Source organism: Aquabacterium sp. (genome assembly GCF_044226965.1).
Taxonomy (GTDB): Bacteria; Pseudomonadota; Gammaproteobacteria; order Burkholderiales; family Burkholderiaceae_C; genus Pseudaquabacterium.
The window spans coordinates 1-20,296 of sequence record NZ_JBGAGA010000081.1; the positions used below are offsets into that span (position 1 = coordinate 1).

Annotated in this window: 19 protein-coding genes; 11 read left to right on the forward strand and 8 right to left on the reverse strand. The window is 69.9% G+C overall.

Features of this window, described 5'->3' with window-relative positions:
- The 3 genes from ACILR4_RS24950 to ACILR4_RS24960 form a co-directional block, all read right to left on the reverse strand.
- The coding region (locus tag ACILR4_RS24950) for an alcohol dehydrogenase catalytic domain-containing protein (RefSeq protein ID WP_395703604.1) at positions 1-397 on the reverse strand (397 nt) is incomplete at its 3' end.
- 4 nt (positions 398-401) lie between these two features.
- On the reverse strand, positions 402-1,160 hold the full coding sequence (locus ACILR4_RS24955) for an SDR family oxidoreductase (RefSeq protein WP_395703605.1): 759 nt from the start codon (positions 1,158-1,160) through the stop codon (positions 402-404).
- Between the two features lie 28 nt (positions 1,161-1,188).
- The gene (locus tag ACILR4_RS24960) at positions 1,189-2,925 is read right to left on the reverse strand and encodes an IlvD/Edd family dehydratase (protein ID WP_395703606.1); all 1,737 of its coding nucleotides are present in this window, start codon (positions 2,923-2,925) and stop codon (positions 1,189-1,191) included.
- A 98-nt stretch (positions 2,926-3,023) separates the two neighbouring features.
- On the opposite strand from ACILR4_RS24960, the gene ACILR4_RS24965 reads away from it, so the two are divergent.
- From ACILR4_RS24965 to ACILR4_RS25005, 9 genes are all read left to right on the forward strand, one after another.
- Positions 3,024-3,971: a 2-hydroxyacid dehydrogenase gene (locus tag ACILR4_RS24965; RefSeq protein WP_395703607.1), complete on the forward strand. Its 948-nt coding sequence runs from the start codon at positions 3,024-3,026 to the stop codon at positions 3,969-3,971.
- A gap of 135 nt (positions 3,972-4,106) precedes the next feature.
- The gene (locus ACILR4_RS24970) at positions 4,107-5,489 is read left to right on the forward strand and encodes an ABC transporter substrate-binding protein (RefSeq protein WP_395703608.1); all 1,383 of its coding nucleotides are present in this window, start codon (positions 4,107-4,109) and stop codon (positions 5,487-5,489) included.
- Between the two features lie 34 nt (positions 5,490-5,523).
- A complete protein-coding gene (locus ACILR4_RS24975; protein ID WP_395703609.1) occupies positions 5,524-6,393 on the forward strand; it encodes a carbohydrate ABC transporter permease in 870 nt (289 codons plus the stop codon).
- A gap of 7 nt (positions 6,394-6,400) precedes the next feature.
- Entirely contained in the window at positions 6,401-7,249 is an 849-nt protein-coding gene (locus ACILR4_RS24980; protein ID WP_395703610.1) for a carbohydrate ABC transporter permease, read from the forward strand.
- A 12-nt stretch (positions 7,250-7,261) separates the two neighbouring features.
- A complete protein-coding gene (locus ACILR4_RS24985) occupies positions 7,262-8,326 on the forward strand; it encodes an ABC transporter ATP-binding protein (protein ID WP_395703611.1) in 1,065 nt (354 codons plus the stop codon).
- A 3-nt stretch (positions 8,327-8,329) separates the two neighbouring features.
- Complete coding sequence (locus ACILR4_RS24990; RefSeq protein ID WP_395703612.1) at positions 8,330-8,854, forward strand: gluconokinase; 525 nt, start codon at positions 8,330-8,332, stop codon at positions 8,852-8,854.
- Positions 8,851-9,624, forward strand: coding sequence for an SDR family oxidoreductase (locus tag ACILR4_RS24995; protein WP_395703613.1), 774 nt, complete (start codon positions 8,851-8,853; stop codon positions 9,622-9,624). The genes ACILR4_RS24990 and ACILR4_RS24995 overlap by 4 nt, the downstream gene beginning before the upstream one ends.
- Before the next feature lie 12 nt (positions 9,625-9,636).
- Positions 9,637-10,023, forward strand: coding sequence for a hypothetical protein (locus ACILR4_RS25000; RefSeq protein ID WP_395703614.1), 387 nt, complete (start codon positions 9,637-9,639; stop codon positions 10,021-10,023).
- A 12-nt stretch (positions 10,024-10,035) separates the two neighbouring features.
- Positions 10,036-10,809, forward strand: coding sequence for a FadR/GntR family transcriptional regulator (locus ACILR4_RS25005; protein ID WP_395703615.1), 774 nt, complete (start codon positions 10,036-10,038; stop codon positions 10,807-10,809).
- Positions 10,810-10,833: 24 nt separating this feature from the next.
- On the opposite strand, the gene ACILR4_RS25010 is transcribed toward ACILR4_RS25005, so the two are convergent.
- From ACILR4_RS25010 to ACILR4_RS25020, 3 genes are all read right to left on the reverse strand, one after another.
- Entirely contained in the window at positions 10,834-11,262 is a 429-nt protein-coding gene (locus tag ACILR4_RS25010) for a YciI family protein (protein WP_395703616.1), read from the reverse strand.
- 92 nt (positions 11,263-11,354) lie between these two features.
- Positions 11,355-12,002 (reverse strand): 3'-5' exonuclease, encoded by a 648-nt coding sequence (locus tag ACILR4_RS25015; RefSeq protein ID WP_395703617.1) that lies wholly within the window; start codon positions 12,000-12,002, stop codon positions 11,355-11,357.
- Positions 11,999-13,825 carry a putative nucleotidyltransferase substrate binding domain-containing protein gene (locus ACILR4_RS25020; RefSeq protein WP_395703618.1) on the reverse strand — a complete coding sequence of 609 codons (1,827 nt, stop codon included), beginning with the start codon at positions 13,823-13,825 and terminating at the stop codon, positions 11,999-12,001. The genes ACILR4_RS25015 and ACILR4_RS25020 overlap by 4 nt, the downstream gene beginning before the upstream one ends.
- A 157-nt stretch (positions 13,826-13,982) precedes the next feature.
- Here ACILR4_RS25020 and ACILR4_RS25025 point away from each other — a divergent pair, with 157 nt between their 5' ends.
- The gene (locus ACILR4_RS25025) at positions 13,983-14,291 is read left to right on the forward strand and encodes a DUF485 domain-containing protein (protein ID WP_395703619.1); all 309 of its coding nucleotides are present in this window, start codon (positions 13,983-13,985) and stop codon (positions 14,289-14,291) included.
- Positions 14,288-16,015, forward strand: coding sequence for a cation acetate symporter (locus tag ACILR4_RS25030; protein ID WP_395703620.1), 1,728 nt, complete (start codon positions 14,288-14,290; stop codon positions 16,013-16,015). The genes ACILR4_RS25025 and ACILR4_RS25030 overlap by 4 nt, the downstream gene beginning before the upstream one ends.
- Positions 16,016-16,022: 7 nt before the next feature.
- Here ACILR4_RS25030 and ACILR4_RS25035 read toward each other — a convergent pair whose 3' ends face one another.
- Positions 16,023-16,919, reverse strand: coding sequence for an aminotransferase class IV (locus ACILR4_RS25035; protein WP_395703621.1), 897 nt, complete (start codon positions 16,917-16,919; stop codon positions 16,023-16,025).
- A 36-nt stretch (positions 16,920-16,955) separates the two neighbouring features.
- Positions 16,956-20,291, reverse strand: a complete 3,336-nt coding sequence (locus ACILR4_RS25040; RefSeq protein WP_395703622.1) for an adenylate/guanylate cyclase domain-containing protein — start codon at positions 20,289-20,291, stop codon at positions 16,956-16,958.
- Positions 20,292-20,296 lie beyond the last annotated feature (5 nt).

Genomic DNA, 20,296 nt, shown 5'->3' on the forward strand with positions numbered 1-20,296 from the left:
GCTCGCGGAACATGCCCTGCGCATGCGGGAACACGCTGGCGCTGCCGAGGAAGAACATGCTGCGGCACAGGTTGCCGCGGCCCGAACGGCAGTAGTCGCAGTGGCCGCAGGGGTGCGAGGGGTTGATGGCCACCTTTTGGCCGGGGCGCACGCGGGTGACCGAGGCGCCCACGGCGACCACGATGCCCGAGGCCTCGTGCCCCGGCACCAAGGGCTCGCGCACCTCGAAGGCCCCGACGCGGCCGTGCTCGTAGTAGTGCATGTCCGAGCCGCAGATGCCACCCGCGCCCAGCCGCAGCAGCACATCGTGCTCACCGAGCGGCGGGGCCTCTTCCGGCTGCAGCCGCAGGTCCAGCTTGCCGTGGATCCTGCAGGCGAGCGTCCAGCGTGAACTCATCGCCTCAGCCCCGGCCGACGTAGGGCATCTTGGTCGCCATCACCGTGGTGAACAGCACGTTGGCGGACAGCGGCAGCCGCACCATCGCCATGAAGGTCTCGGCCACTGCCGACAGGTCCATGCGCGGCTCGGGCTTGACGCTGCCATCGGCCTGCGGCACGCCCTGCACCATGCGCGCGGTCATCTCGCTGGCGGCATTGCCGATGTCGATCTGGCCGACCGCGATGTCCCAGGGCCGGCCGTCCAGCGCGGCGGTCTTGGTGAGACCCGACACCGCATGCTTGGTGGCGGTGTAGGCGATCGAGCCCGGCCGCGGCGCATGGGCCGAGATCGAGCCGTTGTTGATGATGCGTCCGCCCATCGGCGACTGCGCCTTCATCAGCCGGAAGGCGGCCGCCAGGCAGTAGAACGCGCCGTTGAGGTTGACGTTCACCACCTCGCGCCAGGCCGCGCCGCCCACTTCATCGGGCGTCTTCGGCGGCAGGCCCATGCCGGCGTTGTTGAACAGCAGGTCGAGCCGGCCGAAGCGCTGCTGCACGCTGTCGAACAGCGCGTTCACTGCCGCCTCGTCGCCGACATCGCATGGCATCGCGACCGCACGCACGCCATCGGCACCGGCGGCGGCGATCGCGGCCTGCAGCGCGTCGGCGCGGCGGCCCACGAACACCACCTGCCAGCCCTCCTTCAGCAAGGCGGTGGCACAGGTCTGGCCGATGCCGGAGCCGGCGCCGGTGACGACGGCAATTCGATTCTGCGAACTCATGCGGGAAGGCCTCGCGAGGAAGAAGGGGTCAGTGGTTGTCCTTGGGGACGAAGGCGCCGCGCTGGCCGCGCAGGAAATCGAGGTCGCAGCCTTCATCGGCCTGCAGCACATGGTCGATGTAGAGCTTCCAGTAGCCGCTGTCCAGGCGCGGCACCGGTGGCTGCCAGGCGGCACGCCGCCGCGCCAGTTCGGCGTCATCCACATGCAGGTGCAGGCGGCGGCCGGCCACGTCCAGCGTGATCAGGTCGCCGTTCTTCACCAGCGCCAGCGGCCCGCCGGCCGCGGCCTCGGGCGCGGTGTGCAGCACCACGGTGCCATAGGCGGTGCCGCTCATGCGCGCGTCACTGATGCGGACCATGTCGGTGATGCCCTTGCGCAGCACCTTGGGCGGCAGCGGCATGTTGCCGACCTCGGCCATGCCGGGGTAGCCCTTGGGGCCGCAGTTCTTCAGCACCAGCACGCAGGTCTCGTCGACATCGAGCGATTCGTCGTCGATGCGGCGATGGAAATCGTCGCTGTCCTCGAACACCACCGCGCGGCCGGTGTGCTGCATCAGCGCCGGCGTGGCGGCGCTGGGCTTGATCACCGCACCGCGCGGCGCCAGGTTGCCGCGCAGCACCGCGATGCCGGCCTTGGGCTTGAATGGCTCGGCCAGCGTCTTGATCACGCGCGGGTCGAAGTTCTGCGCGTCGGCGATGTTCTCGGCCACGGTCTTGCCGCTCACCGTGACGATGTCGCGGTGCAGCAGCGATTCGATCTGCTTCATCACCACCGGCAGGCCACCGGCGTAGCAGAAGTCTTCCATCAGGTGCTCGCCCGAGGGCTGCAGGTTCACCAGGCACGGCAGTTCACTGCCCAGGCGGTCGAAGTCGTCGATGCTCAGCGGCACGCCCAGGCGACCGGCAATCGCGATCAGATGGATCACTGCGTTCGTGCTGCCGCCGATGGCCGCCAGCGTGCGGATCGCGTTCTCGAAAGCCTCGCGCGTCAGCACGTCGCCGATGGTCTGGTCGGCATGCACCATCTCGACGATGCGCCGGCCCGCCATGCGCGCCAGCACGTTGCGGCGGCCGTCCACCGCCGGGTAGGCCGCGTTGCCCGGCAGGCCGATGCCCAGCGCCTCGACCATGCTGGCCATGGTGCTGGCGGTGCCCATCGTCATGCAATGGCCGTGGCTGCGGTGCATGCAGCTCTCGGCCTCGAAGAAGTCCTGCAGCTTCAGCGTGCCGGCGCGCACCTGCTCGCTCATGCTCCACACACCGGTGCCGGAGCCCAGTTCCTGGCCGCGCCATTTGCCGTTCAGCATCGGCCCGCCGGAAACGCCGATGGTCGGCAGGTTGGCGCTGGAAGCGCCCATCAGCAGGCTGGGCGTGGTCTTGTCGCAGCCCATCAGCAGCACCACCCCGTCGATCGGGTTGCCGCGGATGCTTTCCTCGACGTCCATGCTGGCGAGGTTGCGGTACAGCATGGCCGTGGGCCGCAGCAGGGTCTCGCCGAGCGACATCACCGGAAACTCGAGCGGGAAGCCGCCCGCCTCGTACACACCGATCTTGACCTGCTCGGCCAAGGTGCGGAAGTGCGAGTTGCAGGGCGTGAGCTCGCTGAAGGTGTTGCAGATGCCGATGACCGGCCGGCCATCGAACTGGTCGTGCGGCACGCCCTTGCCCTTGACCCAGCTGCGGTACGCGAACCCGTCGCGGTCCTGGCGGCCGAACCACTGCTGGCTGCGCAGGTCTTCCGGCTTCTTTCTCGGCTTGTCGCTCATCGTGTGCTGGCTTTCCCGGGGTGGGTGTTCGTGGCCTGCCAGCATATTATGGTATGACGATTGAAGCCGGACTGCGGTAGAACCCCAAGGAGCCCCGATTGAACCGACCCGACGTGCTGGCCGTGGCCAGGCTCTCGCCCCTGCTGGTGCCGCAGCTGGAAGCCGCCTTCACGCTGCACGACCGGTTGCACCAGCAAGACCCTGCCGCCTTCGTGGCCGTGGCGCCGCGCATCCAGGGCATTGCCGCCAGCGGCGAATCGAAGGTCGGCGCCGAGCTGATCGCGCAGCTGCCGTCGCTGAAGATCATCTCGGTGATGGGCGTGGGCTACGACGGCATCGACGTGGCCGCCGCCAAGGCCCGTGGCGTGATGGTGACGCACACGCCCAACGTGCTGAACGACGACGTGGCCGACCTGGCACTGGGGCTGATGCTGGCCGCCGCGCGCAACCTGGCCGCGGCCGACCAGTACGTGCGCCAGGGCCGCTGGGTCGACGGCCCGATGCCGCTGGCGCGCAAGCTCTCGGGCGCGCGGCTGGGCATCGTCGGCATGGGCCGCATCGGCCAGGCCATCGCCCGGCGCGCCGCCGGCTTCGACATGCCCATCGCCTACACCAGCCGCTCGCCCCGGCCCGAACTGCCCTACACCTACTACCCGAACGCCACGCTGCTGGCCGAGGCCAGCGAGGTGCTGGTGGTCATCACCCCCGGCGGCGCGGCCACGCGCAAGCTGATCAACGCCGACGTGCTGCGGGCGCTGGGCCCGACCGGGCTGCTGGTGAACGTGGCCCGCGGCTCGGTGGTGGACGAGCAGGCACTGATCGAGGCGCTGGAGAACGGCACCATCGCCGGCGCCGGGCTGGACGTGTTCGAGAACGAGCCCCACGTGCCCGAACGGCTGCGCGCGCTGCCGCAGGTGGTGCTCACGCCGCACATCGGCAGCGCCACGCACAGCACGCGCCAGGCGATGGCCGACCTGGCCTTCGGCAACCTGCGCGCGCACTTCGCCGGCCAGCCGCTGCCGACACCGGTGCCGGAGTGCCAGTGAGCCGGCACCCGCCGCCCGAGGACGGCGCCTTACGCGCCAACCCGGGTGCGGGAAAGCCCGCAGCTGCTTGACATTCAATCATCATACGATAACACCACAAGCGGGCAGACCGCACCACCCCCTGGAGACACTCGCATGAAGCTGAAGAGGACAACCTGGCTCGCCTGCGCACTGGCCAGCAGCCTGCTCGCCGCCGGTCCCGCGCTGGCACAGGAAAAGCTCACCGTCTGGTGGGTGAAGGGCTTCTACAAGGCCGAGGACGACGCGCTGTTCGCGGCCATCAAGAAGTTCGAGGAAAAGAACAAGGGCATCAAGGTCGAACTGTCGCAATACCCGGTGCAGGACACGATCCCGAAGACCGTCTCGGCGCTGGATTCGGGCAGCCCGCCCGATGTCGCGTACTCGGACGTCTACGACTTCCAGGTCACCGCCAAGTGGGCCTACGACGGCAAGCTGGAAGACATCTCCAGCGTCATCGACCCGCTGCGCAGCAAGTTCGAGCCGGCGGCGCTGTCCACCACCTTCCTGTACAACAACGCCACCCAGTCGCGTGCGTACTACGCGTTCCCGATCAAGCAGCAGACGATGCATATCCAGTACTGGAAGGACATGCTCGCCGACGCCGGCTTCAAGGAAAGCGACATCCCGAAGACCTGGAAGGAGTACTGGAGCTTCTGGTGCGACAAGGTCCAGCCCGCCTACCGCCAGAAGACCGGCAATCGCGCCTACGGCACCGGTTTCCCGATGGGGGTGGACTCCAGCGATTCGTTCTACTCGTTCCTGACCTTCGCCGACGCCTACAACGTCAAGCTGGTCAACGATTCGGGCAAGCTGCTGGTCGACGACCCGGCCGTGCGCCAGGGCCTGATCGGCGCGATGACCGACTACACCGCGGTCTACGGCAAGGGCTGCACGCCGCCCTCGTCCACCAGCTGGAAGGATCCCGACAACAACGTGGCCTTCCACAACAAGACCACGGTGATGACCCACAACGCCACGATCTCCATCGCTGCGAAGTGGCTCGACGACATGGACAACACCGCGCTCACCGAAGCCCAGCGCGCCACCGCGAAGAAGAACTACACCGAACTGATCGCCACCGCCGGCTTCCCGAGCAAGCCCGACGGCAGCAAGATGATCTACCGCGCCGCGGTGAAGACCGGCGTGATCTTCAAGGACGCGAAGAACAAGGCCGCGGCCAAGAAGTTCGTCGCCTTCCTGCTCGAGGAAGCCAACCTGCAACCCTACGTGGAAGGCTCGCTCGGCCGCTGGTTCCCGGTGCTGAAGGCTTCGCAGCAAAGCCCGTTCTGGAAGGCCGACCCGCATCGGCTGGCGGTCTACAACCAGTTCATGGCCGGCACCACGCCGTTCGAGTTCACCAAGAACTACAAGTTCACGGTGCTGAACAACGAGAACGTCTGGGCCAAGGCGATGAACCGCATCCTCAACGAGAAGGTGCCGGTGGACAAGGCGGTCGACGAGATGATCGCCCGTATCAAGCAGGTCGCCTCCAACTGATACGGCAACGCCGTTCAACGCAGCGAGCACGCCGATGAGCGCGGTTGCTTCTTCCGGCCTGCCGCTGGGCGCGGCAGCCCCCGCACGCCTGAGCCCCTGGCAGTTCTGGGGCCGCGTGCTGGTGCTGCCCTACCTGCTGGTGTTCCTGGTGTTCGTGCTGTACCCGGTGGGCTACGGGCTGTGGCTGGCGCGGCACCCGGCCAGCTACGTCAAGCTGTTCGAAGACCCGATCTTCTTCCGCACCGTGGTCAACACGGTGATCTTCCTGGTGGTGGCGATCAACATCAAGATGATGATCGCGCTGCTGCTGTCGGGCTTCTTCGTCGAGACCCGATGGTGGATCAAGGTGCTGTCGGTGCTGTTCATCCTGCCCTGGGCGGTGCCGTCGATTCCCACCATCCTCTCGGTGCGCTTCATGCTCAACCCCGAGTGGGGCGTGATCAACACGCTGATCTTCCGCCTCACCGGGCAGGACGGCCCCAACTGGCTCAACGACCCGACGCTGGCGCTGAGCTTCTCGATGGTGATGCATGTCTGGAAGTCGTTGCCGTTCTGGACCCTGATCCTGATCGCCGGCCGGCTGGCCATTCCCAGCGAGCAGTACGAGGCCGCCTCGGTGGACGGCGCCACGCGCTGGCAGAAGTTCCGCTTCATCACCTGGCCTTCGATGCGCACGCTCTACCTCACCTCGACCATCCTGTCGATGATCTGGACGCTGGGCGACTTCAACTCGGTGTACCTGCTCACCGGCGGCGGCCCCGCCGACCTGACGCACGTGCTGGCCACGCTGGGCATCCGCTACCTGCGGCTGGACCAGGTCGACCTGGCGATGGCCTCGATCGTCGTCGCGCTGCCGCTGGTGCTGCCGCTGGTGTTCTTCATGATGAAGCGGCTCTCGAAGTGAACGCACGATGAAGCTCACCTGGCGCAACGTCACCAACGAAGCGCGGCTGCTGCTGATCGGCATTCCGCTGCTGCTGTGGACCCTGATCCCGGTCTACCACCTGTTCCTGTTCGCGATCTCCAGCAAGGACTCGGCCACCTCCGGCCGGCTCTGGCCGAAGGAGCCGACGCTGCAGAACTTCGACTTCGTGTTCCACCAGAAGCATTTCTACCTGGACCATTTCTGGCTGCAGATGTGGAACTCGCTGGTCATCGCGGTGGCCGTGGCGGCGCTCACGCTGTTCGTCGCCACCTCGGCCGCCTTCGCGATCAGCCGGCTCAAGCTGGCCGGCGGCCGCTGGGTGCTGAACCTGGCGCTGTTCACCTACTTCATCCCCGCCGCGTTCCTGGCGGTGCCGATGTACAAGACCATGGGCAACTACGGCCTGCTGAACAACCAGTGGTCGCTGATCCTGGCGATGGTGACCATCGCCTCGCCCTACTGCATCTGGGTGCTGAAGCAGGCGTCCGACAAGCTGCCGTGGGAACTGGACGAGGCCGCGCGCATCGACGGCGCTTCGCCGCTGCAGCTGTTCCGGCTGGTCTACCTGCCGCTGATGGTGCCCTCGCTGGTGGCGGTGGGCACCTACTCGCTGCTGCTGGCCTGGAACGAGTACCTGTACGCCTTCCTGCTGCTGTCCAACGACAAGAGCGTGACGCTCTCGGTGGCGCTGGGCAACTTCCTGGCGGCCGACGATTCGCCCTGGGAACTGCTGATGACCACCGGCCTGATCTACGCGCTGCCGCCGGCCGCGATCTACTACGCCTTCAAGCGCTACATGGTGTCCGGCCTGACGGCCGGCGCCGTCAAGTCCTAACTTCCCAAAAACATGGCAGCTGTCTCGTTCCAGAGCGTCAAGAAGGCCTACGGCAAGGTCGAGGTGCTGCACGGCGTCTCGTTTGACATCACCGATGGCGAGTTCGTCGTGCTGGTCGGCCCCTCGGGCTGCGGCAAGTCCACGCTGCTGCGCATGCTGGCCGGGCTGGAGGAGATTTCCGGCGGCCAGATCGTGATCGACGGCAAGGTCGTCAACGACCTCGAGTCCAAGGACCGCGACATCGCGATGGTGTTCCAGAGCTACGCGCTCTACCCGCACATGACGGTGCGCGACAACATGGGCTTCAGCCTGAAGCTGCGCAAGGCCGATGCCAGGCTGACGGCCGAGCGGGTGAACCAGGCCGCGAAGATCCTGAATCTCGACGCGCTGCTCGACCGCTACCCGCGCGAACTCTCCGGCGGCCAGCGCCAGCGCGTGGCGATGGGCCGCGCCATCGTGCGCGACCCCAAGGTCTTCCTGTTCGACGAACCGCTGTCCAACCTGGACGCCAAGCTGCGCGTCGCGATGCGGGCCGAGATCAAGGCCCTGCACCAGCGGCTGAAGACGACCACCGTCTACGTCACGCACGACCAGATCGAGGCGATGACGATGGCCGACCGCATCGTCGTGATGCACGACGGCATCATCGAGCAGATCGGCACCCCGCTGGAACTGTTCGACCGCCCGGGCAACCTGTTCGTCGCCCAGTTCATCGGCTCGCCGGCGATGAACGTGATCGGCGGCACGCTGGTGCAGGACGCTGCGGGCCAGGCGGTCTCGGCGCTCGGTGCGCGCTGGCCGGTACCGGCGCCGCTGGACCAGCCGGCCGGCACCGCGGTGCACTACGGCATCCGCCCCAGCGACATGGTGCTGGCCGAGCAGGGCATTCCCGCCAAGGTGGTGGTGGTGGAACCCACCGGCGCCGAGACCGAGCTGCTGCTGCAGGTGGGCGACACGCCGATGACGCTGGTGATGCACGGCCGCACCACGGCCCGGCCCGACGACACGGTCTATCTCGCGATTGACTCGGCCAAGGCCCACGTGTTCGACGGCGCCAGCGGCCGGCGCCTGTCATGACCGATGTCTGATCGACAGGCCAGCATCGTGGTGATGGGCGTCAGTGGCTGCGGCAAATCCACCATCGGCAGTGCGCTGGCCGAGGTGCTGGGCCGGCCCTTCGTCGAAGGCGATGCCCTGCATCCGCCCGAGAACGTGGCGCGCATGGCCGCCGGCGTGCCGCTGACCGACGCCGACCGCGCCGGCTGGCTGGACGCGCTGGCCGCGCGCCTGGACACCGCGCGCCGCAGCCGCGAACCGGTGGTGATGAGCTGCTCGGCGCTGAAGCGACGCTACCGCGACCGCCTGCGCGAGGCCGAGCCCGGGTTGCAGTTGCTGCACCTGCACGGCAGCCCGGCCGAGCTCGAGCGCCGGCTGGCGCAGCGCAGCGGCCACTACATGCCGGCCTCGCTGCTGCCCAGCCAGCTGGCCACGCTGGAGCCCACGCAGCCCGACGAGGACGCGCTGGTGCTGGACATCGCGCTGGCACCCGAAGTCATCGTCCAGGCCGCCGCCCAGCGCTTCGGCAGCCACGAGGTGCGACCATGATCGACGCCTCGACCTTCCGGCTCGATGGCCGGCTGGCGCTGGTCACCGGGTCGTCGGCCGGCATCGGCCTCGCGCTGGCGCGGGGCCTGGGCCAGGCCGGGGCGCGGCTGGTGCTGAACGGCCGCGACGCGGCCAGGCTGCAGGCGGCCGCCGCCCGGCTGCGCAGCGAAGGCCTGCCCGTAGCCGATGCGCTGGCCTTCGACGTGACGCAGCGCGCCGCGGTCGATGCCGCGGTCGACGACATCGAGTCGCGCATCGGGCCGATCCACATCCTGGTCAACAACGCCGGGCTGCAGCGCCGCGCGCCCTTTGCCGACTTCTCCGTCGCCGACTGGGAGACGCTGATGCGCACCAACGTCGACAGCGTGTTCCACGTCGGCCAGGCGGTGGCCCGCCGCATGATCGGCCGCCAGGCCGGCCGCATCATCAACATCTGCTCGGTGCAAAGCGAACTGGGCCGCCCGTCGATCGCGCCCTATGCCGCCAGCAAGGGCGCGGTGAAGATGCTCACCAAGGGCATGGCCATCGACATGGGGCCGCATGGCATCACCGTCAACGGCCTGGGGCCGGGCTACTTCCGCACCGAGCTGACCGAGGCGCTGGTGAACGACCCGCAGTTCACCGCCTGGCTGATCAACCGCACGCCCAGCCGGCGCTGGGGCGACGTGGAGGAACTCGCGCCCGCCGCCGTCTTCCTGGCCAGCGACGCGGCACGCTTCGTGAATGGCCATATCCTCTACGTCGACGGCGGCGTGACCGCCACGCTGTAGGAGCCCCGCGCCTTGAGCAGTACCTTCACCAAAGTGATCCTCGCCACCGGCGCCGATGGCCGCGCGGTGTGGCAGGAGGAAGCCATCCCGCTGACCGAGGGCAAGCCGATGTCGCGCCTGTCGCCGCTGATGGCCAGCGGCGGCTACCAGCTGCGTATGAGCCCGGTGGGCTTTGCCAGCGATTTCCACTGCACCGAGAACCCGCAGTGGGTGTTCATCCTGGGCGGGCAGATGGAAATCGGCCTGCAGGACGGCAGCAAGCGCGTGTTCCATCCGGGCCAGCATTTCTACTCGGCCGACCTGCTGCCCGCAGGCGCCACGTTCGACCCGCGGCTGCACGGCCATTGCAGCCGGCAGCTCGGCCCCGAGCCGCTGGTCACGGTGTTCGTGCGGGGCTGATCGCAGTCCGCCATGCCCAACCGTCCCACCATCAAGAACGTCCACGGCAACACGCTGGACTGGCTGGGCGAGGCCATCGTCTCCGGGCGTTATGCGCAAGGCAGCGTGATCCCGCCCGAGCCGATGCTGTGCGAGGAGCTGAAGGTCAGCCGCACCGTGGTGCGCGAGGCGGTGAAGTCGCTGGTGGCCAAGGGCCTGCTGACCACCGGGCCGAAGGTGGGCACCAAGGTGATGCCCGAGGCGAACTGGAACTGGTTCGACCCCGAGGTGGTGGTGTGGAAGTCTCGCATCGGCCTGACCCGCGAGTTCCTGCGCGACCTGCAGGAACTGCGCCGCGTGGTCGAGCCCGCCGCGGTGCGCCTGGCCGCCGAGCGCGCCACGCCCGAGGACATTGCCGAGATCGAATCCGCCTACCAGGGCATGAAGGCGGCCATCGAGCAGGGCGGCGACTACGTCACCAACGACCTGCGCTTCCACCAGGGCCTGCTGCGCGCCTGCCACAACCGCATGATGGTGCAGATGGGCAAGGCGCTCGGCGCGCTGCTGCGCACCAGCTTCGAGATCTCCACCACCAAGCCCAACGGCCCCGCCCTGTCGCTGCCGCTGCACCGCGCCGTGCTCGACGCGCTGATCGCCCGCAACCCGGCCCGCGCCGAGAAGGCCGCGCTGGTGCTGATCGACGGTGCGGAGGAAGACATCGAGGCGGTGCTCAGCTCTCGCCGCAAGCTGCCTTCGCTGAAGGCACCGGCGGCGCAGCTGAAGGTCAGGCGGGTCACGACCGGGTGATGGGTCGGCGGCCAGCGGCCCGCCTCACCCGCGCTGCTTGATCGCCGCCAGCTGCTCCCGGATGATGCGCTCCGCATCCTCCGGCGGCAGGTCGACGCCGCCCATCAGTGGCCGCACCTCGATGCAGCAGGGCTGGCCCGGGAACGGCGCCGGGAAGCGCTGGGCCCAGGCCAGCGCCTCGTCGTGCGAAGGCACGTCGATCAGCGTGTAGCCGGCAATCAGTTCCTTGGTCTCGGCGAAGGGGCCATCGGTCACGCGGGTCCGGCCGGCGGCGTCGTAGTTCACGCGAAATCCCTGGCTGCTGGGCTGCAGGCCGGCACCATCGACCAGCACGCCGGCCTTGGCCATCTCGTCGTGGAACGCCATCATGCGCGACACCAGCGTCGGGTCGTCAGGGAAGTCGCCCGCTTCGCTCATCGCGGTGGCGCGAACCTGGATCATGTAACGGGGCATGGCAGTCTCCTGGAGGTCATGGACCTTGCACGACGAATGACGGGAGCGTACTTCGACAAGCCGCGGGGCCGAAGCCCCCGACCCGGGCGCGTTCAGGCCCGCCCCAGCAACTCGCGCAGCTTGATGAAGGCCAGCGCCGCCATCACCGCGTCGTTCAGCGCGTCGTGCCCGTTGCGCAGCGGCAGGTCCAGTTCGCGCATCATGGTGGCGAAGCGCAGGTCGATGCTGGCGCCGTGCAGGTACGGCGGCAGCTGGCGGCTCTTCCAGTCGTAGTACATCGCCGAGACCTCGATCTTCGGCTGCGGCAGGCCCATGCCCAACAGCGGGAAGATGGCGCGGTCGATCATGGCCACGTCGAATTCGAGGTAGTAGCCCACCAGCGTCCGGCTGCCGATGAAGCGCATCAGCCGCATCATCGCATCGTCGCTGTCCAGGCCCTGGGCCACGTCGCGCTCGCGCAGGCCGTGCACGCGCACGCTCTCGGGCGAGATCGGCCGGCTCGGACGCACCAGCAGCTCCAGCCGCTGGCTGGCCAGGATGCGGCGGCCCACGATGCGCACGGCGCCCACCGAGATGATCTGGTCGCTGTGCACGTTCAGGCCGGTGGTCTCGCAGTCCAGCGCCACCCACTCGTCGGGCGGCGGCGGGTCCCACATGAAGCGGAAGCGCTCGTCGCCCAGGTGGTACAGCAGCCAGGCGCGCTTCAGTGCCTGCCAGGCGCTCGACGGGCCGGCGATCACAACAGGTCGAGCCGGTAGCGCTGGCGCAGCAGCGCCTTGAAGCGCTTGACGACGCCCAGCGTGTCCTTCAGCAGGTCGCGGTCCAGGCTGCTGAGCCGGGCCACGTCGATCTGACGGCCGTCGCTGCGGCCGAGCTCGAGCGCGTCGAGCCCGACCTTCAGTTTCAGCCCCATGAAGAAGTGCAGGCTGTCGACCAGATCGGTGGCCAGGTCCGCCGGCAGCTTGCCGGCCGCCGCCAGCGCCGCGATGCGCGCGGCCGTGCCGGTCTGCGGCAGCCGCATCTCCAGCGCCAGGCTGCGCACGCCGTGCACCAGCGGGAACATGCCGGCCTTCTTCAGGTCGAGCCGCTCGTGCTCCGCCCCGCCGACGGTGAACAGTCGGTTCCACCAGCCGGCCGGGTTCTCGAACGCGTCGATGGCCGCGGCAAAGCGCGCCAGCAGCGCGTCGTTGTCGGTGGTCAGGCTGAACACGGCGGCGCGCACCTGCTCCAGCAGCGCCGCGTCACCGCACACGGCGTGGGCGTCGACGAAGATCGCCAGCGCCATCAGGCTCTCGGCATCGGGCATCAGCAGCCAGCGCCGCGCCGTCTGGCTGAAGGCGCTGGCCGGCTGGCGCCAGGCCGGGTTGCTGAGCATGATGCCGCCCGGGCACGGCGGGTAGCCGAAGGCCGCCAGCGCCTCGCTGAAGCGCTGGCAGATCGCGCCCAGGTCTGGCGGGCCCTCGTAGCCGTCGCGCAGCACCAGGCCGTTGTCCTGGTCGGTCTTCAGCAGCTGCTCGCCGCGCCCTTCGCTGCCCATCACGAACAGGCAGCTGTTGGCCACCAGCGCGGGCGGCGCGATCAATTGCCAGGCGCGCTCGAACAGCTTGGCGTTCAGCTCCTGCACCAGCCGCGCGATCAGGCTCACGATGGTGCCGCCGCGGTGCAGCAGGCCGATCAGCCGCGTGATCTGGCCGGCCGCCTCGGCCAGCGCGGCGATGCTGTCGGCCTCGAGGATGCGGCGCGTGATCAGGTACGAGTGGTTCGACAGGAAGCTCAGCAGGTCCAGCTCTTCGAGCAGGCCGACGATGTGCTCGCCGTCGGCGACCACGACGCGGTGCACCTGGTGCCGGATCATCAGCGCCTGGGCTTCGAACAGGTGGTCGCGCGGGTGCACCCGCACCAGCGTGAAGCTGGCCAGCTCGCGCACCGGCAGCGCGTGCAGCGGCGTGCCGTGCAGGATGGCCCGCTGCAGCCCGGTGGTGGTGAAGATGCCCAGGCGCGGCGGATCGCTGCGGCTGTCGCGCACCAGCACGCTGCTGCTGCGCTGGGCCTGGAACAGCCGGGCGACCGCGACGATGTCGGTCTCGCCGTCGACCACCGGGGCCGGCCGCAGCGCCACCTGCTCCACCCGCGCCAGGCTCAGCGTCTGCAGCTCGTGCTGCTGGCCGCGCTCGACCATCGCGCTGAGCTTCTTCGACAGGTCGGCGAACAGCAGCGCGCCGAAGGTGGCGTTGCGCAGGATCAGCGTGTTCACCGTCTCGCGCGCCAGCTGGTAGGCCAGCACCTCCTCGGCGGCCACGAAGCGGCTGCCCACCTGGCCGGCCACCAGCGCGCGGCCGTCGAAGCAGTCGTCCGGGCCGTAGAGGCCGGCGAGTTCCTCGCCGTCGAACTGGCGCACGTGGCCCTTGATAACGACGAAAAGGTGCGTCGGCTCGATGCCCGGCTCGAGGATGGCCTCGCCTTCGCGGAAGTAGCCGATGTCCACGCTGTCGCGCACCAGTTGCCGTTCGGCGGCATTGAGGCAGTCGAAGGGCGAGGCGGCGAAGTTGAAGGCGTTGGGCACACCCGATCTTCGGCGCGCCCGCTGACGCGGGGCTGAGCGGCAGGCTTGAGCTTCATCAAGCCAGGGCCGTGGCCGCTGTCAGCCTGCGTTAAGCCCGGGGTCAGGAGATGGTCAGCCCGCAACGACACACTCCGCCGCGACCGAACCAGGAGACCGCATGACCGACCCCGTGACCGCGCGCATCCGCGCCAATCCGAAGTACCAGGAACTCAAGCGCAAGCGCAACCGCTTCGGCTGGACGCTGGCCGTGTGCATGCTGCTCGTGTACTACGGCTACATCGCGCTGATCGCGTTCAACAAGGAGTTCCTGTCGCTGCCGCTGGGCGGTGGCGTCACCACCATCGGCGTGCCCATCGGCATGGGCGTGATCGTGTTCACCATCCTCATCACCGGCCTCTACGTGCGCCGGGCCAACAGCGAATTCGATGCGCTGACGCGCCAGATCCTCGAGAAGGAAGTGCAATGACCCGCGCCCGCCATCTCATCGCCGCGCTGCTCGCGCTCGGCACTTGCGCAGCGGCGGTCGCCGCGGGCGGCGACGTGGGCCAGGCCGCCAAGCAGGCCACCAACTGGACGGCCATCGGCATGTTCGCCACCTTCGTCGCGGGCACGCTGTGGATCACCAAGTGGGCCGCGGCGCGCACGCGCTCGGCGGCCGACTTCTACACCGCCGGCGGCGGCATCACCGGCTTCCAGAACGGCCTGGCGATTGCCGGCGACTACATGTCGGCCGCCTCGTTCCTGGGCATCTCGGCCGCGGTGATGGCCACCGGCTACGACGGACTGATCTACTCGATCGGTTTCCTGGTCGGCTGGCCGGTCATCACCTTCCTGATGGCCGAGCGGCTGCGCAACCTGGGCAAGTTCACCTTTGCCGACGTGGCCGGCTACCGCTTCAAGCAGACGCCGATCCGCGCCTTCGCGGCCGCGGGCACGCTGGTGGTGGTGGCCTTCTACCTGATCGCGCAGATGGTGGGCGCGGGCCAGCTGATCAAGCTGCTGTTCGGGCTGGACTACTGGATCGCGGTGGTGCTGGTGGGCGCGCTGATGATGGTGTACGTGCTGTTCGGCGGCATGACGGCCACCACCTGGGTGCAGATCATCAAGGCCTGCCTGCTGCTGGCCGGCGTGAGCTTCATGGCCTTCATGGTGATGGCGCAGTTCGGCTTCAGCCTGGAGGCGCTGTTCGCCAAGGGCGTGGAGGTGAAGAGCAGCATCGCCAGCGCCGCGGGCAAGAGCCCGGAGGAAGCGGCGAAGATCGGCGGCTCGATCATGCGACCGGGCGGCTTCGTGAAGGACCCGATCTCGGCCATCAGCTTCGGCATGGCACTGATGTTCGGCACCGCGGGCCTGCCGCACATCCTGATGCGCTTCTTCACCGTGCCGGATGCCAAGGAAGCGCGCAAGTCGGTGTTCTGGGCCACCACCTGGATCGGCTACTTCTACGTACTGATCTTCATCATCGGCTTCGGCGCCATCACGCTGGTGCTGACCAACCCCGAGTTCGCCGACGTCGCCAAGGGCGTCATCAAGGGCGGCGCCGGCACGGCCAACATGGCCGCGGTGCTGGTGGCCAAGTCGGTCGGCGGCGACGTGTTCTTCGGCTTCATCTCGGCGGTGGCCTTCGCCACCATCCTGGCGGTGGTGGCCGGCCTCACGCTGTCGGGCGCCTCGGCGGTGTCGCACGACCTGTATGCCACGGTGTTCAAGCAGGGCAAGGCCGACAGCGCCACCGAGCTGAAGGTCTCGCGCCTGACGACCATCGCGCTGGGCATCGTCGCGGTGGCGCTGGGCATCGCGTTCGAGAAGCAGAACATCGCCTTCATGGTGAGCCTGGCTTTCGCCATCGCGGCCTCGGCCAACTTCCCGGTGCTGTTCATGTCGGTGCTGTGGAAGGACTGCACCACGCGCGGCGCGGTGATCGGCGGCTTCCTCGGGCTGATCTCCTCGGTGGGTCTGACGGTGGTCTCGCCCTCGGTATGGGAAGCCACGCTGGGCAATCCCAAGGGCTCGGCCTGGTTCCCCTACACCTCGCCCGCATTGTTCTCGATGGCCATCGGCTTCATCGGCATCTGGCTGTTCTCGGTGCTCGACCGCAGTGCGCAGGCAGCGAAGGAACGCGATGCCTTCGAAGCGCAGCAGGTGCGCTCCGAGACCGGGCTGGGCGCGGCCGGGGCGTCCGGCCACTGAGGCGGCGCTAACGCCCGTACTGCACGGCCGCCGAATACCGCTCGTCCTGATGCAGCGACCAGTAGGCGGCCTGCAGGCGGGCGGTCACCGGGCCGATGTCGCCGGCACGCCGGCCCTGGATCGCCACGCCGTCCAGCGCGTGCACGGCGATCGCCCCGCCGCCGGTGGACGACAGGAAGACCTCGTCGGCGCGCCGCAGTTCGTCGACGCCCAGCTCACGCAACTGCACCTCGAGGCCTTCGCGCTGCGCCAGCTCGATCAGCGTGCGGCGCGTGATGCCTTCGAGCACGCCCGCTGAGGGCGTGACCACCTGGCGCCCGAACACCGCGAAGACGTTGAAGCCGGGCCCTTCGGTCACGTGCCCCGCGCCGTCGGTCAGCACCACGGTCTCGCCGCCGCGCTCGTAGGCCTCGAACAGGCCCATCACGAAGTCGAGCCAGTGGTAGTTCTTCACCCGCGGATCGACGCTGGAGGCCGGGATGCGCGCCGGCGTGCCGACGACCAGGTCGACGCCGCGCCGCTGCTTCTCGGGATCGGCGATCCAGACGAAGGGGATCGCAAAGGCCATGAAGCGGTTGGTGCAGGTCCGCGGGTCGCGCGAGCCCGGCGCCGGCCGGCCGCGCGTGCACAGCAGCTCGACATAGGCGTCGCGCAGGCCGGCGCGGCGCACGCACTCGTGCATCACCTCGCGCATGCGCTCGCGGCTCAGGCCCGGGTCCAGGCGCAACGCGCGGCAGCTGGCCTCGAAACGGTCGAGGTGGTCTTCCAGCCGGAAGAAGCGGCCCTGCCAGACATGCGCCACGTCATAGGTGGCGTCGGAGTGCAGGAAGCCCCAGTCGAAGATCGAGATCTTGGCGTCCTCGGGCGGGACAAAGACGCCATCGACGAATGCGCAGCCGTTCATGGACGGCGATGATGCACGATGATCTGCAGCGCTCACTCAGCGCACCCCGCCCAGCCCCGCCCGCGCGGCCGCCTGCCGGATGCGTCGGTTGTGCGGCACCTCGGACAGGAAGCGCTCGCGCACCGCCGCATCGCTGATGCGCGCGGCCTGACCCATCAGCTCCTCGTAGGCCGCGGCCAGGGCTTGCCCGGCAGCGGCCGTGTCGCCCGCCGCGGTGCGCGCATCGGCCACGGCCAGCCATTGCGCCGGGCGCTCGGTGGCGTCGCCCGGCTCGGGGTCGGCCATGGCCTGCAGCAGTGCGTCGGCGTGCGTCGCGGCGGCGGTCGCGTCGGCCTCGGCCAGCGCGGCCAGCACCAGGCCCTGGTGCGCCTCGGCGCGCATGCCCGCGTCCACCGCGCCGGCCAGCGCCTCGGCGAAGGCTTCACGCGCCTGCGCCAGCTGCGCCGCGGCCAGGTGCGCATGACCCATCGCCAGCAGCATCGTGATGCGGTACCAGCGGTCGCTCGGCGGCAGCAGCGCCAGCCCGCGGCGCAGCTCGGCCAGCGCCGCATCGGGCTGGCCGTCGTGCTGCAGCAGCTGCGCACGCCGCACGCGCAGCAGCGGCAGGCCGAAGACCAGGCCCGAGCGCTCGGTGATGGCGAAGGCCTGGTCCAGCGCCTGCTGCCAGGTGGCGCGGTCGCCCAGCGTGCGGGCCATCGCCGCCAGGTTGCCGAGCGTGGCGATCTGCACGCTGGCGTCGCCGCGCGCCGCGGCCTGCCGGTGCACCGCCTCGATGTGGGCCAGGCCGGCGGAAAGGTCGCCGACCTTCCACGCGGCGATGCCGGCGCTTTCCAGCACCTGGTGCGGCGGCGGCACGCCGGCCTCGGCGGCCAGCGCAATGCCGCGCTCGGCCTGCGCGCGCGCTTCTTCGACACGCTCCTTGTTCAGCAGCGACCAGGCATGGATGCCCAACAGGCGCGGCAGGCGCTCGCCGGGCTGCTTCGCATGCGCGCGCTCGGCCAGCGCGACCACCGCGGCCAGGCGCTCGGGCGAACTCCACAGCGGGCGCTCGGTGGACAGCGCGAGGCGCTCGGCTTCGGCGCGCAGGCCATCGTCGTCCAGCGCCTCGGCCAGCGCGCGTAGCGCGGGGACCGAGGCGTTCACCGCGTCCAGGTCGTCGAGCACGCTGGAACAGATGGCCTCCTGCAGCTGCAACGCCCAGCGCTCGGCGGCATCGGCATCGGGGGCGAGCGCCAGCGCGCGGCGCGCGGCATGGCGCAGCTCGGCGCGCGGCATGCGGCTGCTGTCGCCGAGCGCGGCACGCCGGTAGTGCTGCACCGCGGCCGCGGTGTCGCCGGCCCGCTCGAAGTGGCTGGCGATCCACTGCGCGGGGCTGTCGTCCAAACCCGCCAAGTGAGCGGCCACGCGGGCATGCCAGGGCTCGCGGTCCTGCCGCGGCACGCTGTCGTACGCGGCCTGCTGCAGCAGCTGGTGATGGAAGCGCCAGGCGCCGCCGGTCTCGGGCAGCAGCAGGCCCAACGTGTGCAGCGCGGCCAGCGCACGGGGCGCGGCCGGGTCGATCGCGGCCAGCGCGGGTTCGTCGAACAAGGGGCCGACCACCGCGGCCTGCTGCAGCGCCAGCCGCTCCACAGGCCCGAGCTGCCCCAGCCGCGCCTGCAGCACGCCGGCCAGCGTGCCCGGCAGGCGCTGCAGCCCATCGGCATCGCCCTGCAGGCGCCAGACCGGGCCGCTGGTGTCGAGCGTGCCGCTGTCGATCAGCATGCACACCAGCTCTTCGATGAAGTACGGGTTGCCGCCCGAGCGCTCGACCAGCGCCTGCCGCAGCAGCGGCGGCACCGGCTGCAGGCGGCCGAGCAAGGCCTCGATCAAGGCCTCGGCCGCGTCGGCATCCAGCGGGTCGAGCGCGATCCGGCGCTGCTGCGCACCGTCGACCGGCCAATCCGGCCGGCGCTGCACCAGTGAAGGCCGCGCCAGCGCGACGATCCCCAGCGGCTGCGCGGCCAGCTCGCGCCAGCACTGCAGCACCAGGTCCAGGCTGCTGTCGTCGGCCCAGTGCAGGTCGTCCAGCAGCAGCAGCACCGGCCCGCGCTGCAGCAGGCCGCGCAGCCAGGCCAGGCAGGCGCCCTGCACCGCCGCACGCAATGTGCGCGCATCGCTGGTGAGGCCGGTGGCCTGGGCCTGCGCCGGGTCGAGCAGGCCGATGGCATAGGCCAGCGCCTGCACGCGTGCCGGTGCGAGTGGATCGTCGGCCAGCGCCGGCAGCAAGGCCTCGCGCAGGCGCTCGAAGGCCGCGGCGGCGGGCTCGCTGCCTGCGAGGTCGGCGTGGCGCAGCAGCAGGTCGCGCAGCAGGCCCCAGGGCGTGCGCTCGGTCTCGGGCCAGGCCTGGGCCGGCAGCACCTGCGCGGCGCTGGGCGCCATCGGGTCAGCCAGGCTCTGCAGCAGCGCCTGGCGCAGGCGGCTCTTGCCGACGCCGGCGTCGCCCAGCACCGTCACCATGCGGCCGGGCGCGCCGGGGGCGAGCGCGCGCACCGCGGCATCGAGTGCCGCCAGCGGCGCGGCACGGCCGACGAGCGCCGTGTCCAGCCCGTCGATGCCGCGGCCGCTGGCGCGCTGGCCCGATGCACGCTCGCCCAGCAGCCGGTAGGTCAGCACCGCGTCGGCCACGCCTTTCACGCGCAGCGGCGGCAGCACCTGGAAGTCGAAGGCGCCGCGGGTCAGGCGCCAGGTGTCGTGGCTGACCAGCAGCGTGCCGGGCTCGGCATGCTTCTCGAGCCGCGCCGCCAGGTGCACCGTCGCGCCCACCAGCGTCTGCGCGTCCTCGGCGCCGACGCCCATCGCCACCGGCCCGGTGTGCAGCCCGGCGCGCACCGCGAAGCGCAGCGTGCCCAGGCGCGCGCGCATCGCCTGCGCATGGTCCTGCGCCTGCGCCAGCACTTCGTGCGCCGCATGCACCGCCCGCAGCGCATCGTCGTCCTGCGGCTCGGGCAGGCCGAAGGCCGCCTTCAGGCCGTCGCCCATGAAGCGCAGCACGCGGCCACCGTGCCGCTGCACCGCCTCGGCAAAGCGCCGCAGCGCGCCGTCCAGCACCGCATGGCTGTCCTCCGCATCCAGCGCCTGCAGCAGCGCGGTGGAGCCGGCGATGTCGACGAACAGCACGCTGACATGGCGCAGCCGCGGCACCGGACTGGCCAGCGCGTCGAGCCGCTGCTGCAGCCCCTGCGCGGCCCGCGCGACCACGTCCGCGCCCAGCTGCGCCTGGTGCTGGTGCAGCAGCGCGAGCGCCTGGCGCAGGCGCGCCGACTCGCTTTGGTCCTGGCCCTGGCCTCGGGGCGCAGGATCGTCGCTAGGCGCGAGGGTGCCAGGCTCGTTCACGCGGG